The organism is Nitrincola sp. (genome assembly GCF_048264025.1).
GTDB lineage: Bacteria > Pseudomonadota > Gammaproteobacteria > Pseudomonadales > Balneatricaceae > Nitrincola.
Window position 1 is genome coordinate 1 of record NZ_JBLXDN010000002.1, and the last position, 13,824, is coordinate 13,824.

General features: G+C 48.8%; 16 protein-coding genes and 1 rRNA gene. 16 read left to right on the top strand and 1 reads right to left on the bottom strand.

Features of this window, described 5'->3' with window-relative positions; all coding sequences use genetic code 11:
• Positions 1–90: 90 nt before the first annotated feature.
• The 3 genes from rrf (at position 91) to ACN0R1_RS02115 (ending at position 1,054) form a co-directional block, all read left to right on the top strand.
• Positions 91–206 (top strand): 5S ribosomal RNA (gene rrf, locus ACN0R1_RS02105).
• Positions 207–375: 169 nt separating this feature from the next.
• Positions 376–630: a succinate dehydrogenase assembly factor 2 gene (locus ACN0R1_RS02110; protein WP_036520833.1), complete on the top strand. Its 255-nt coding sequence runs from the start codon at positions 376–378 to the stop codon at positions 628–630.
• Positions 608–1,054: a protein YgfX gene (locus ACN0R1_RS02115; RefSeq protein ID WP_417579451.1), complete on the top strand. Its 447-nt coding sequence runs from the start codon at positions 608–610 to the stop codon at positions 1,052–1,054. The genes ACN0R1_RS02110 and ACN0R1_RS02115 overlap by 23 nt, the downstream gene beginning before the upstream one ends.
• Here ACN0R1_RS02115 and nadB read toward each other — a convergent pair.
• Positions 987–2,642: an L-aspartate oxidase gene (gene nadB / locus ACN0R1_RS02120; RefSeq protein ID WP_417579453.1), complete on the bottom strand. Its 1,656-nt coding sequence runs from the start codon at positions 2,640–2,642 to the stop codon at positions 987–989. The genes ACN0R1_RS02115 and nadB overlap by 68 nt on opposite strands.
• A 233-nt stretch (positions 2,643–2,875) precedes the next feature.
• Here nadB and rpoE point away from each other — a divergent pair, with 233 nt between their 5' ends.
• The 13 genes from rpoE (at position 2,876) to cysM (ending at position 13,797) form a co-directional block, all read left to right on the top strand.
• Complete coding sequence (gene rpoE / locus ACN0R1_RS02125; RefSeq protein ID WP_417579455.1) at positions 2,876–3,466, top strand: RNA polymerase sigma factor RpoE; 591 nt, start codon at positions 2,876–2,878, stop codon at positions 3,464–3,466.
• Between the two features lie 31 nt (positions 3,467–3,497).
• A complete protein-coding gene (locus ACN0R1_RS02130; protein ID WP_417579457.1) occupies positions 3,498–4,346 on the top strand; it encodes a MucB/RseB C-terminal domain-containing protein in 849 nt (282 codons plus the stop codon).
• A gap of 6 nt (positions 4,347–4,352) precedes the next feature.
• A complete protein-coding gene (locus ACN0R1_RS02135) occupies positions 4,353–4,790 on the top strand; it encodes a SoxR reducing system RseC family protein (RefSeq protein ID WP_417579459.1) in 438 nt (145 codons plus the stop codon).
• Positions 4,791–4,811: 21 nt separating this feature from the next.
• On the top strand, positions 4,812–6,236 hold the full coding sequence (locus tag ACN0R1_RS02140) for a DegQ family serine endoprotease (protein ID WP_417579461.1): 1,425 nt from the start codon (positions 4,812–4,814) through the stop codon (positions 6,234–6,236).
• A gap of 165 nt (positions 6,237–6,401) precedes the next feature.
• On the top strand, positions 6,402–8,192 hold the full coding sequence (lepA, locus tag ACN0R1_RS02145) for a translation elongation factor 4 (RefSeq protein ID WP_417579950.1): 1,791 nt from the start codon (positions 6,402–6,404) through the stop codon (positions 8,190–8,192).
• 7 nt (positions 8,193–8,199) lie between these two features.
• Positions 8,200–9,012 (top strand): signal peptidase I, encoded by an 813-nt coding sequence (gene lepB / locus ACN0R1_RS02150; RefSeq protein WP_417579463.1) that lies wholly within the window; start codon positions 8,200–8,202, stop codon positions 9,010–9,012.
• 10 nt (positions 9,013–9,022) lie between these two features.
• On the top strand, positions 9,023–9,403 hold the full coding sequence (locus ACN0R1_RS02155) for a DUF4845 domain-containing protein (protein WP_417579465.1): 381 nt from the start codon (positions 9,023–9,025) through the stop codon (positions 9,401–9,403).
• Entirely contained in the window at positions 9,400–10,089 is a 690-nt protein-coding gene (gene rnc, locus ACN0R1_RS02160; protein WP_417579467.1) for a ribonuclease III, read from the top strand. Before ACN0R1_RS02155 ends, rnc begins: the two co-directional genes overlap by 4 nt.
• Positions 10,082–10,981: a GTPase Era gene (era, locus tag ACN0R1_RS02165; RefSeq protein ID WP_417579469.1), complete on the top strand. Its 900-nt coding sequence runs from the start codon at positions 10,082–10,084 to the stop codon at positions 10,979–10,981. Before rnc ends, era begins: the two co-directional genes overlap by 8 nt.
• Positions 10,981–11,670 carry a DNA repair protein RecO gene (gene recO / locus ACN0R1_RS02170; protein ID WP_417579471.1) on the top strand — a complete coding sequence of 230 codons (690 nt, stop codon included), beginning with the start codon at positions 10,981–10,983 and terminating at the stop codon, positions 11,668–11,670. Before era ends, recO begins: the two co-directional genes overlap by 1 nt.
• The gene (gene pdxJ / locus ACN0R1_RS02175) at positions 11,667–12,440 is read left to right on the top strand and encodes a pyridoxine 5'-phosphate synthase (RefSeq protein WP_417579473.1); all 774 of its coding nucleotides are present in this window, start codon (positions 11,667–11,669) and stop codon (positions 12,438–12,440) included. Before recO ends, pdxJ begins: the two co-directional genes overlap by 4 nt.
• Complete coding sequence (acpS, locus tag ACN0R1_RS02180; RefSeq protein ID WP_417579475.1) at positions 12,437–12,811, top strand: holo-ACP synthase; 375 nt, start codon at positions 12,437–12,439, stop codon at positions 12,809–12,811. The genes pdxJ and acpS overlap by 4 nt, the downstream gene beginning before the upstream one ends.
• Positions 12,812–12,894: 83 nt before the next feature.
• Positions 12,895–13,797, top strand: a complete 903-nt coding sequence (gene cysM / locus ACN0R1_RS02185) for a cysteine synthase CysM (RefSeq protein WP_417579952.1) — start codon at positions 12,895–12,897, stop codon at positions 13,795–13,797.
• Positions 13,798–13,824 lie beyond the last annotated feature (27 nt).

Below are 13,824 nucleotides of genomic sequence, written 5' to 3' on the forward strand. Positions count from 1 at the left end.
AAATGATCGATACGCGGTTGTTGCTTGTAGTGCTATAAGACAAAGTTAAAACACATCTATTTCTTTTAAGTCCGAGTTGTTCCAGTTTTGTCTGGCGACCATAGAGACGTGGAACCACCTGATCCCATCCCGAACTCAGTAGTGAAACGCGTCATCGCCGATGGTAGTGTGGGGTCTCCCCATGTGAGAGTAGGTCATCGCCAGGCACTTAATACTTAAAAAAGGGTCATCCAGAAGGATGGCCCTTTTTTTGCTTGCCGCACGCCGGAATGCGCAGGAGCGGCGATGCCTAATAAATGCTATTTCAGCTTTGCTTTTACACATATGAAGGTGTTAAATACTGGCCTTAATCAATCTTGATGGAAACACCCAATAATGTATACAGAAGTGGACATTAGGAAGTTGGCCTGGCAGTGCCGTCGCGGCATGCTGGAGTTGGATATCCTCCTGGAACCCTTTGCTAAAGAGGCTTTCAGTGAGCTTGCGGAAGAAGATCAGGATCGTTTTGTTAAGTTGCTTGCTTGCGAAGACCAAGACTTGTTTGTTTGGTTTATGGAGCGGGACGTGCCGGAAGATCCAGATCTACAAAGGATTGTGAGGATAATACTTGAGCGGGTTCAGCCAGCTTAATATAAAGGTTAGTGTCTCCAGATCACTCATCTGGGGTCTGGTCTTTGTTCATTTATGTGCCAGCCTCGCTGTTTTGCTGGCGACCATTCCTGTGCCGGTAAAATTTGTTGGCATTATGCTATCTGCACTGCTGTTGTGGCGCTGTTTGTATGAGCTGCTAGTTGCTGATCACTATATTACTGCGTTGAGCTGTTGTCCGGACGAAGAGTGGTTGCAAATCTATAATCGCAACGGTGATGTGTTTAATGTTGAGTACCTCAATCATTCAGCTTCGTTGCCCTTCTTGCTGGTTCTTTATTTGTCAGTAGAGGGAGGGCACCGGCACTGGTTTCTGGTTCCTCGTGATGCTGTTACGCTTAATGTGTTTCGTCGTTTGAGAGTGGTTTTGACACATCATCGTACCTTATCGAATCTGGCCAGGTAAAATTGACTGGTGTAATAATCGTATCTGATGCTTCAGTTGTCTGCCCAGGAAAGTCTTTGGTGAAATGAAGCCCACGGCTTTCTCTGCGTTGCATTGCACAAAGAATAATCAGTTCAGCGACAGTTGCCAGATTGCGCAATTCAATCAGGTCTCTGCTGATTTTGTAGTTGGAATAATATTCGGCAATTTCTTGCTTTAGTAGATGTATACGATGCTTGGCCCGCTCTAGACGTTTTGTTGTGCGAACTATACCGACGTAATCCCACATGAATCGGCGTAACTCATCCCAGTTATGCGAAATAATAACATCTTCATCTGAGTCGGTTACTTGTGATTCATCCCAGTCTGGTATTTGAACTGTAGTAATGCTTAGTTCCGAAGCCGGGAGGGTCAGTATATGTTGGGCAGCTGATCGACCATAGACTACACATTCAAGTAAGGAGTTTGATGCGAGTCTATTGGCACCATGCAAACCGGTAAAGGCCGTTTCACCAATGGCATAAAGCCCAGGTATGTCCGTACCCCCAAACTCATTGCTGATGACGCCTCCACAGGTATAGTGTGCGGCAGGAACAACAGGGATAGGCTCTCGGGTTATGTCTATGCCATATTCCAGGCAGCGCTGATAGATGGTTGGGAAATGTTCTTTAATAAATACCGCTGGTTTGTGCGAAATATCAAGGTAAACACAGTCGCACCCAAGGCGTTTCATCTCATGGTCAATGGCGCGCGCAACGATGTCTCGTGGAGCAAGTTCTTCGCGAGAATCAAATTTGTGCATGAATCGGCTGCCATCCGGTAATTTTAATACACCGCCTTCGCCTCGAACCGCTTCGGTAATAAGGAAGGATTTTGCTTTGGGATGGTAGAGGCAAGTAGGGTGGAACTGGTTGAACTCCATATTGGCAATACGACAGCCCGCACGCCAGGCCATGGCAATGCCATCGCCGGTAGTGCCATCATTATTGCTGGTATAAAGGTAGGCTTTGGAGGCGCCGCCTGTCGCAAGAATGACAATGGGTGCTTTAAAGGCACTCACTTTGCCGGTTATGTGATGGAGAACATAAGCACCGATACAGCGGTTTCCTGCAAGCCCAAGTTTACGACGTGTAATCAGGTCAATGGCTATGTGCTGTTCATAAATGTCGATGTTAGCGTGCGCAAGTGCATTGCGAATTAATACTTCATGCACCGCGCGGCCGGTTGCATCGGCGGCATGAATGATCCGACGGTGAGAGTGTCCGCCTTCGCGAGTCAGATGATAGCCCTGCTGGTCGCGGGTAAAAGGAACGCCTTGTTCGATGAGCCATTGAATAGCTTGCGGACCATTACGAATGGTATGTTCAATAGCAGGTAGTCGACTGAGGTGTGCACCAGCGACCAAGGTGTCCTGAATGTGACTTTCACAATTATCTTCGGGGTCCAGTACTGCTGCAATACCGCCCTGTGCCAGCCAAGTAGCGCCTGCTTGTAATGTACTTTTGCTGAGCACCGCTATTCGTGCACTGTCTGCCAACTGGAGTGCCAGTGTGAGTCCAGCGGCACCGCTACCTATTACCAGTACATCATAGTTTTTTGCTTCCGTCATGGCTTGGGCCGACTCCTGTAGTGAACGCTCTTTGCATTATGCCGTTACCAGCATTGATACGTTAGTCTTGTTTGTAAAAAAAATAGCTGTTACCGGAACTAAGCTGTCTGTGCTGAATCGAACTAGAAGAGTTAAAAACTGAGACGCTGGGGTTGAATGAAGGCTGGGTTAACCACATACTGAATTTTGTAATGAATGAATAGGTTATATAAACCGGCTCGTAAGGATTCTAAGTGTCTAAAGATAGCCAGGTAAGTGCTGACCAGCTGTTGGTGGAGCGTGTTCAGGCAGGTGACAAAACAGCATTTGATCTGCTGGTAAAAAAATATCAGCACAAGATCATTGGACTCATATCGCGTTATATATACGACCACCATGAAGCGATGGATGTGGCTCAAGAAGCTTTTATAAAGGCTTATCGTGCCTTACCTAATTTTCGTGGCGATAGTGCGTTTTATACTTGGTTGTATCGAATTGCCATTAATACGGCCAAGAACTATCTGGTAGCGAGAGGGCGACGTCCGCCCGATACCGATATTGATGCGGATGATGCGCAGTACTTTGAAGCTGACTCGGATTTAAGACAGATAGAAAATCCTGAGAATGCCTTGTACAGGGATGAATTACAGCGTGTGATCAACCAGGTTTTGGATCGATTGCCAGAAGACCTCAGGGTGGCGTTGACACTTCGAGAGTTTGAAGGGATGAGTTACGAAGAAATAGCCAAGGTGATGGACTGCCCTGTGGGTACGGTGAGATCCCGTATTTTCAGAGCCAGAGAAGCCATAGATAATGAGATAGCACCGCTGCTCAGTACAGTCTGAGACTAGCGATCTGTAATAGCTGAGGTGACACATGAGTGAGCATAATGAATCCCTGTCCGCGCTCATGGATGGTGAAGTAAATGAGCTGGAATTGCGGCGGTTGCTCAAACAGGTCGAGCGAGACCCTGCATTAGCACAGCAGTGGCAACGATATCAGTTCAGCGCTATGTTGCTGAAAAAAGAGTCTGCTGTGTGGTCTGGTCAGGACTTAAGTAGTCGAGTGATGGTCGCTATTTCTGAAAGCGATAGTGTGGCTTCAGAACAGCCAAAACAAGGGTTGTCTGAGAGTGTTTCTGGCAGTTTTTCGGGAATGTACCGTTCGCTTGCCAGTATGGCTATAGCCGCATCGGTTACCGCAGTTATTATTCTAGGGCCAGGCTGGATCGCAGGTGATGTGCAAACGTCACAACCTCAGCCAGTGATCGCTACTGCGGCTAGTAGTGTTCCGAGTAATAGCCTGGCTCAGCCGGTGACCTTTGGTAGTCGTCCGATAGCTCCATCGTATCAGGGCTCAATGCTGTCTAGAGACGATGATATGATTCGTGCTCCAGAAGGGATGCAGCGTTATATTGATCAGCATTTATCTCTGATGGAGGAGCGTCCCCTGCAGTGGGGATTGTCCTGGTTGCCGGAAGGTTATCAGAATATTCGTCATCAAGTGACCCAGGCGGGTGAGGTGATGGTGTTCTCTAACGGACATAAAGCCTTTTCAGTCAGTGTGGAACAGCTTGGAAAGCAAACGCTGCCTGAGGGTGTTACCGATGCAGGAAATTTCATCGCATTAGGGCTGCGCAGTGATGACCGTTTCATTACGGTTGTAGGTGATATGCCTATTATGGTGGCTGAGCGTATTGCTACCTCTGTTATCTCCGGACGGTAAACCGACGTGTTGGAAGAAGTGGCTCAGGTCAGTGAGGTGCACCCGGATCATCTGGTGATAGAAACCCGTCGGTTGAGTGCCTGCCAGTCGTGTCAATCCCATGACAATTGTGGCCAGCGAAAACTAGCCGGATTATTCGGTAGCAAACCTGCTTTCCTCAAAATAGCTAACCCAGAGGGCTTGTCTACTCAGCCTGGTCAGTCTGTCGTGATAGGTTTGCATGAAGGGGCCATACTCAAGTCTTCACTGCTATTGTATCTGATGCCTTTATTGGTACTTATAGGTGCATCACTGTTGGCCTCTTGGTTTTTTGATCGGGAGTTAATTGTGATTTTGGCAGGTATTACCGGGCTGTCTGGCGGTTTTTGGTTAGCAAGGATCCTATCTGCAAATTTACTGTCGAATCCAAGCTACTACCCAGTTTTATTGAGAGTGAATAACTAAACGCTGATATAAGGTCTCGCTATGAAAAAAGCACAGTCAACTTTCATATTGCTATTGAGTTTGTGGTTGTTGCCAGTACACGCCTGGTCACAGCAGTTGCCTGATTTTAAAACGCTGGTTAGAGAAGCCGCTCCTGCTGTAGTAAATATCAGTACTGTCCAGAAGGTTCCTGAAGAAAGCCAGGATCCTTTCAGTCAGTTTCGTGGTCCGGGTGACGAGGATGTGCCCGATATTTTTCGACATTTCTTTCGTGGTTTTCCTGAAATAGCACCTTCACCCCGTCGGGGCACGCCTGCTCCACGCTCACTGGGCTCTGGCTTTATCATTTCTGCTGATGGTTTTATTTTGACCAATCATCATGTCATTAAAGATGCTGATGAGGTCATTGTGCGGTTAAACGACCGTCGAGAGATAGAAGCCGAGGTAATTGGTTCCGATGCGCGCTCTGATGTAGCTCTGCTCAAGGTGGAAGCCAGTGATTTGCCTTATGTCGAAATAGGTGAATCTTCAGCCGTAGAGGTCGGCGAATGGGTGTTGGCTATAGGTTCCCCATTTGGTTTTGATCACAGCGTAACCGCTGGTATTGTGAGTGCCACAGAGCGTTCACTGGCTAATGACACCTATGTACCGTTTATCCAGACAGATGTGGCGATTAACCCTGGCAATTCAGGAGGGCCCTTATTTAATCTGAATGGTGAGGTCATCGGAATTAACTCCCAGATCTATACCCGTTCTGGTGGCTTTATGGGGCTCTCCTTTGCTATTCCGATGGATGTCGCTATGGAGGTCGCAGATCAACTGCGCGAAACGGGTAGTGTAACCCGTGGTTGGCTTGGCGTGGTTATTCAAGAAGTTAATCGGGATTTGGCTGAGTCTTTCGGGTTGGATAAGCCTGCCGGTGCACTGGTTGTAAATGTAATGTCCGATAGTCCAGCTCAGGCTGCAGGTCTAAGAGAAGGTGATGTGATCGTGCAGTTTAATGGCAATGATATAGCCTTGTCTTCTGATCTGCCCCATCAGGTTGGACGCATAAAACCAGGTGAAAAAGTGCGGATTGGTATAGTTCGTGATGGTCGTGGCGAGACGATTACAGCCACCATAGGCGCGTTACCCGACGACGACCAGTTGGCTCAAAATGGCCGGGCTCCCTCGGGTGGGCCATCTGCCGATGCCTCACTGGGATTGGTGGTTTCACCCTTAACGCAAGAGCAGCGTTCAAGCTGGAATCTTAATTCTGGTGTTGTAGTCATGCAGGTGAACGAGGGGCCAGGCGCTGCCGCTGGATTGATCGGCGGTGATGTAATAACCATGCTAAATGGTGAGCGCATCGAAATGCCAGAGCAATTTTATCGCGTAGTGTCTGAACTGCCGCAAGACAGGGCTGTGCCTATGCGGATTGTTCGCCGAGGCAGTGCCATGTTTATCCCCTTGCGACTTACTCCTTAGGGTTACAAAGTGATGGTTTAAGCTGATAGCCGCCTCTTGCCGGGCGGCTATCTAATTGTGTTTGTGTAGATGGCTGAAATCGCTGGAATAGGGTAGACTACGGCCCCTGTCCGGGCACTTCTGCCCCTTCCGGAAACTGATTTGAGACACTGACACGTGAGTAATCTGGACCATATCCGCAACTTCTCCATTATCGCCCATATCGACCATGGTAAATCTACCTTGGCTGACCGTTTTATCCAGGTCTGCGGTGGCCTGGCTGAGCGTGAAATGGCAGAACAAGTGTTGGATTCTATGGATATCGAGCGTGAGCGTGGTATCACCATCAAGGCGCAAAGTGTCACACTTAATTACACCGCCAAGGATGGTAAAACTTACCAGCTGAATTTTATTGATACCCCCGGGCACGTTGATTTTTCCTATGAAGTATCGCGTTCTTTAGCCGCTTGTGAAGGGGCTTTGTTGGTCGTCGATGCAGCTCAGGGTGTTGAAGCGCAGTCAGTAGCCAATTGTTATACCGCTATTGAGCAAGGGCTGGAAGTGGTACCTGTACTTAATAAGATGGATCTTCCTCAAGCGGAACCGGAACGGGTTAAACTTGAGATCGAAGAAGTGATCGGCATTGATGCAACGCATGCTGTCGCCTGTTCTGCCAAAAGTGGCATGGGCGTTGATGAGGTGCTGGAAGAGCTGGTGCGACTCGTTCCACCACCTGTGGGTGATCTGGATGCCCCCCTGCAAGCACTGATTATCGACTCCTGGTTTGATAACTATCTGGGCGTTGTGTCTCTGGTACGAGTCAAGCATGGTCAGTTGCGTAAAAAAGACAAAATTCTGGTGAAATCGACCGGTCAAGTGCATGTCGTTGACAGTGTTGGTGTTTTCACACCCAAGCGCTTAGTAACCGATTCACTCAAAGCAGGTGAGGTGGGTTTCATTGTTGCTGGTATTAAAGATATCCATGGCGCACCAGTTGGCGATACGTTGACGCTGTCAAAAACACCTGATGTTGATAGTCTGCCGGGTTTCAAAAAGGTGCAGCCGCAAGTTTATGCTGGCCTATTCCCCACTAGCTCAGACGATTATGAAGATTTCCGTGAGGCTTTGGATAAACTGACGTTGAACGATGCCTCGCTGTTTTTTGAACCGGAAAGCTCGGATGCGCTTGGCTTTGGATTCCGCTGTGGCTTCCTTGGCATGCTGCATATGGAAATCATCCAGGAACGTCTGGAGCGCGAATATGATCTCGATCTGGTTACCACCGCGCCGACCGTTGTGTATGAGGTTGAGCTGAATAATGGTGAAGTCATTTACATCGACAGCCCCTCTAAAATGCCAGATCCTGCAGCCATGAAAGAGATGCGTGAACCCATAGTGCAAGCCAGTATTTTAGTGCCACAGGACTACTTGGGACAGGTAATCGGATTGTGTGTTGAAAAACGCGGTGTGCAAAAAAACATGCTGTTTGTCGGCAACCAGGTACAGCTGCATTATGAATTGCCCATGGCAGAAGTGGTGTTGGACTTCTTCGATCGGCTGAAATCGGTCAGTCGTGGCTATGCGTCGTTGGAATACAACTTTATCCGCTTCGATTCCGCTAAACTATGCCGCTTGGATGTGCTAATCAACGGTGAAAAGGTTGATGCACTGGCTGTCATACTGCATAAAGATAATGCGCTGTACAAAGGTCGGGCCTTATGTGAAAAAATGAAAGACCTGATTCCCCGCCAGATGTTTGATGTTGCTATCCAGGCGGCGATTGGCGGTAAAGTTATTTCGCGTACCACAGTTAAAGCCTTGCGTAAGAACGTCCTTGCCAAGTGTTATGGCGGTGATGTCAGTCGTAAAAAGAAACTGCTGTCCAAGCAGAAAGAAGGTAAAAAGCGTATGAAGCAGGTTGGGCGAGTCGAGATTCCCCAGGATGCATTCCTTGCCGTATTAAAAGTTGATAACTGAGGTTTACATGGATTTTGATTTTTCGCTGATATTGGTAAGCCTGACAGCCCTTTCCGGCGTTTTGTGGTTGATCGATGCGTTGTTTTTTGCGCCAAAACGTAAGGCAAAACTCGCGGCAGCAGAAGCAGAGCAAGGCCAGGTTTTGCCTGAGACCACTCGGGCAAAAATTCTGCAGCAGCCAGGTTGGGCTGATCTGGGTAAATCCATGTTTCCAGTGCTGGCTGTGGTGTTGGTGCTGCGTTCTTTCCTGTTTGAACCGTTTCAGATTCCTTCTGGCTCGATGTTACCTACGCTGCAGATTGGTGACTTCATCCTGGTTAATAAATTTCACTATGGTCTGCGTTTGCCTGTAACTCATACCAAGCTGGTGTCCATTAATGAGCCAGAGCATGGTGAAGTCGTTGTTTTTCGTTACCCGAATAATCCATCCATCAACTACATTAAGCGAGTCATCGGGCTTCCTGGTGATGTGATTAGCTATCAGAATAAAACCTTCTATATTAATGGTGAAGAGGTGGAGGCTGAGTTGCTGGCCAGATTGCCTCCTGTTAATCCGGAAGTGCTGTTGTTCAATGAAACGCTGGGTGAACATAGTTATACCACCTATCAGGATGTAGGTCGGCCCTCTATGACGGCTCAGTGGGTGGTACCGGAAGGCCATTACTTTACCATCGGTGATAATCGTGATAACAGTAATGACAGCCGGTATTGGGGATTTGTATCGGAAGAATTGTTGGTAGGTAAAGCTGTTGTTGTCTGGATGCATTGGGACAACTTCTTCAGTCTGCCTGATCTCAGTGTGATGCGTAAAATCAGATAGGAATAGGCTAATGGAACTTCATGCTAGCAGTAGGCAAAATGGTGCATCTTTCTTCGGTGTTCTGAGTGTACTGATTGTCCTCGGGATCTTTCTCTCTGTCGGGTTTAAGCTGTTTTCACCCTACTGGGAGTATCGAACGATTACCTCTGTGGTGAAGGCAACCAGTGAAGATCGGGAAGAGCTTGCCAAGCCGATTGTGCAGATACGCTCCAATCTAAATCGCCGTTTTAATATCAATCAGGTCTCTTTGCCGAGTCAGGATGCGCTAACGATCACCGAGGATGCTGGCGTGATATTTTTCAACCTCGACTACGAAGTCAGGGTGCCTATGTTCGGTAATGTGGATGCGGTGGTAATGTTCCAGGATAACTACGAAGCCAGAAAGCCTTGAAAAAGCCTGTAGAAGAGCTGGCCCGGCGTTTAGGGTATAAGTTTGTTGATGAGTCTTTGTTTGAATTGGCGCTGACTCACCGTAGCTGTGGTAAGCGTAATAATGAACGCCTGGAGTTTCTTGGCGATTCAGTGCTTAATTTCGTTATTGCAGCCGATCTTTATCAGCGTTTTCCTTCGGCTCGGGAAGGACAGCTAAGCCGTCTTCGTGCCATGATGGTGAAGGGCGAGACGCTAGCTGAGATTGCCCGTGAGCTTGGATTGGGCGATTACCTTCGCCTGGGTTCCGGTGAACTCAAAAGTGGTGGCTTTCGACGTGACTCTATTCTGGCGGATGCCGTAGAGGCCATTATCGGTGCCATCTATCGAGATGCTGGCTTGGCCACAGCCGAGTCTTATGTGCTCAAATGGTATGAAAAGCGCTTGGACGAGCTGGATCTGGATGGTTCGATCAAAGATTCAAAAACTCGCTTACAGGAGTTCCTGCAATCACGTCGCCTGGATCTGCCTGATTACGAGCTGGTGAGTGTCGAGGGTGAAGCACATGCTCAAACCTTCAACATACATTGTCATACGGCCTTGTTAAACAAGCCTACAGAAGGCCAAGGTAACAGCCGCCGTCAGGCTGAACAGAATGCCGCTAAAGCGGCTTTGTCGCAGTTGAAACAGGAGAATCGTCGTGACTGAAGTAACTCGTTGCGGCTTTGTCGCGATTGTTGGCCGTCCGAATGTAGGCAAGTCAACGTTGCTGAATAAGATCCTTGGTCAGAAGCTCAGCATTACCTCACGCAAGCCACAAACTACCCGCCACCAGATTCTCGGCATTAAAACTGAAGGTGCGGATCAGGTGGTTTACGTGGATACCCCCGGGCTACATAATGATGAGAAAGGCAAAGCGCTGAACCGCTATATGAACAAGACGGCCTCTGATGCCCTGCGTTATGTCGACCTGGTGGTGTTTCTGGTCGATCGGACCCGTTGGACTGAAGAAGATGATATCGTGTTGGAAAAACTGCGTTACGTGACCTGCCCGGTGATCCTGGCGGTGAATAAAATCGATCAGTTGAAAGAGAAGCATGAGCTGCTGCCACAGATTGATGTGCTTGCCAACAAGCGTGAATTTACCGCGATCATGCCACTGTCAGCCAAGCAGGGACATAATGTCGTTGAGCTGGAGCAGTTAGTCAGTCGTTACTTACCTGAAGGTCCTCACCACTATCCAGAAGATCAGATAACCGATCGCAGTTCGCGCTTTGTTGTGGCTGAAATTGTGCGTGAAAAGCTAATGCGGAATCTGGGCGATGAAGTTCCTTATGGTATCACCGTTGAGATCGAAGCGTTTGAGCACGATGGTTCACTATTGACTATCAGTGCACTGATTCTGGTTGAACGCGAAGGGCAAAAACGCATTGTGATCGGTGACAAGGGTGCGGTATTAAAAAACATCGGACGTGATGCGCGCCTCGATATAGAAAAGATGTTCGAGAGTAAAGTGATGCTGAATCTCTGGGTTAAAGTGCGCCGAGGTTGGTCAGATGATGAGCGTGCTCTTCACAGTCTGGGATACAGGCACGAGTAATGTCTCAGCATGCTGAACAGGCTGCAGCCTTCGTTCTGCATTCTCGCCCTTACCGAGAAACCAGCTTGTTGGTTGATCTGTTTACCCTCGAGTATGGGCGTATCAGCGTTGTCGCTCGCGGGGCGCGTCGCTCCGGATCCGCTCGACGCTTTACGCTGCAGCCGTTTCAATCACTGCATGTCAGTTGGTCAGGGCGGCATGAATTAAAAAATTTGAGTCAGGCGGAAGTACCTCAGGTTATGGCGCAGCCAGTGGGCAAAGCGCTGCTTTGCGGCCTTTATGCCAATGAGCTGTTGCAGCGCCTGTTGCAGCCAGCTGATCCCCATCCGCGACTGTACCTCTATTACACCTATCTGATTCAGGAACTACAGCAGTCGATTGATCTGGAAGGGGCGTTACGTACCTTTGAGCGCCAAGTGCTGGAAAATATGGGTTACGGTATCGCCTTGAGTCATTGCCTTGCTGGACATTATTATCAATATAATGCCCAGCAAGGCATGGTTGAAACCACAGCCGATAGTGCCAGTTACACCGGTGAGTGTTTACTGGCCATTGCCGAGGACCGCTATGAGCTGGCTGATGTCAGACGTGCAGCCAAGCGGCTGATGCGTGAAGCGCTGGCACCTTTGCTGGGTGCAAAACCGTTAAAAAGTCGTGAATTGTTTATGAAAACCAGGAGAACGGCATGAACTACCCAAAGCAGCTGTTGCTGGGTGTCAATATTGACCATATCGCCACCTTGCGTCAGGCGCGTGGTACGCGTTATCCCGATCCAGTCTATGCTGCCTTGCTGGCTGAAGCGGCGGGTGCAGATGGTATCACCGTGCATCTGCGCGAGGATCGTCGCCATATTCAGGAGCGTGATATACGCATACTGAAAGAAGTGCTGCAAACCCGGATGAATCTGGAAATGGCGTTGACGCCTGATATGCTTGAATTTGCGCTGGAAATTCAACCGGCACATGTATGTCTTGTTCCTGAAAAGCGCGAAGAGTTGACCACGGAAGGTGGCCTGGATGTGATTACCCATGAAGCCCAGGTTGAGCATTTTTGTCAGACGCTGGGTGCGACAGGTGCTGAAGTTTCTTTATTTATCGACCCGGATAATGCCCAGATCGATGCGGCGATTCGCTGTGGAGCTCCAGCGATTGAATTGCATACGGGTGCCTATGCCGATGCTATCACCCCCTTGCAGCAGCAGGAAGAGCTAACCCGCATTCGCGAAGCGGCCAGCTATGCTTTCAGCCAGGGGCTAGTGGTCAATGCCGGACATGGATTGCATTATCATAATGTGGAAGCTGTAGCTGAGATACTGGAGCTCAATGAGCTTAATATAGGTCATGCCTTGATCGCTCATGCGTTGTTTGTGGGTGTATCTGATGCGGTTAAAGAAATGAAAGCTCTGATGCTGGCTGCTCGGCAGCGTGCTGAGCAGGCTGCCCAGTCAGGTTCAAAATGATTTACGGGTTAGGTGTTGATATTATTCAGATTTCACGCATGGCGGAGGCGCTGTCGCGTACACCTGGTTTGGCTAAGCGGGTACTGACTGAAGTGGAATATCAGCAGTATCTGCAATCCAGAGATCCTGAACGTTTTATGGCTAAGCGGTTTGCCGCTAAAGAAGCCGTGGTGAAAGCGCTAGGAACTGGAATTGGCCAGGGTGTTGGTTGGCAGCAGTTACAGATAGATAAAACGGCGCTGGGTAAACCGCTGGTGACACTCAGTGGCTATGCTAAAAGCTTGTCAGAAGAGTTGAACATCCGTAATTGGCATCTGTCCTATACAGATGAAAAAGCCTATGTTGTGGCCATGGCTATTGCGGAAAGTTGAGCCAAAACCTGCAAGCCGTTACCATCGGTAGTTGGCAATGCATATAACAGCTACTCCATTTATATTTGCACAGGATTGTAATGATGATATCAACACGCTATCCCACCATCGCAGACTGTATTGGCAATACACCGCTGGTCCGTCTGCAACGCATTACGGTCCCCAACAACAACACGTTGTTATGCAAGCTGGAAGGCAATAATCCTGCAGGCTCTGTAAAAGATCGCCCGGCACTGAGTATGATTCAGTTGGCGGAGCAGCGTGGTGAGATTCAACCAGGTGATGTCTTAATCGAAGCTACCTCGGGTAATACCGGTATTGCTCTGGCGATGGCCGCTGCAATAAAAGGCTATAAACTGAAACTGATCATGCCAGCTAATATGAGCCAAGAGCGCAAGGCCGCTATGAGTGCTTATGGTGCCGAGTTGATTGAGGTCAGCAAAGAGGAGGGCATGGAAGGGGCTCGAGATCTTGCCTTGAACATGCAAGCTGAAGGGCTGGGAAAAGTATTGGATCAGTTTTCTAATATGGATAACCCTGAAGCCCACTTCCAAACTACCGGCCCCGAGATTTGGCAACAGACTTGTGGCGAAATAACCCACTTTGTCAGTTCCATGGGAACAACCGGAACTATTATGGGAGTTTCGCGGTTTCTGAAAGAGAAAAACCCGGCTATCCGTATTGCCGGCCTGCAGCCTGCTGAGGGTTCAGCTATTCCGGGAATTCGCCGCTGGCCGGAAGCCTATCTGCCAAAAATTTTTGAGAGCGCGCGCGTGGATCAGGTATTTGATATCACCCAGGAAGAGGCTGAAACCATGATGCGTCGTTTGGCAAGGGAAGAAGGTATTTTTGCGGGCGTATCGTCCGGTGGTTCAGTCGCAGGTGCATTGAAGCTGGCCGAACAGGTAGAGAGTGCCACGATTGTTTGTATCGTTTGTGACCGTGGAGATCGTTACCTGTCCACCGGTGTTTTTGACCCTCATTAAACTGTCAGGGAAGGAGTAACCACCCTA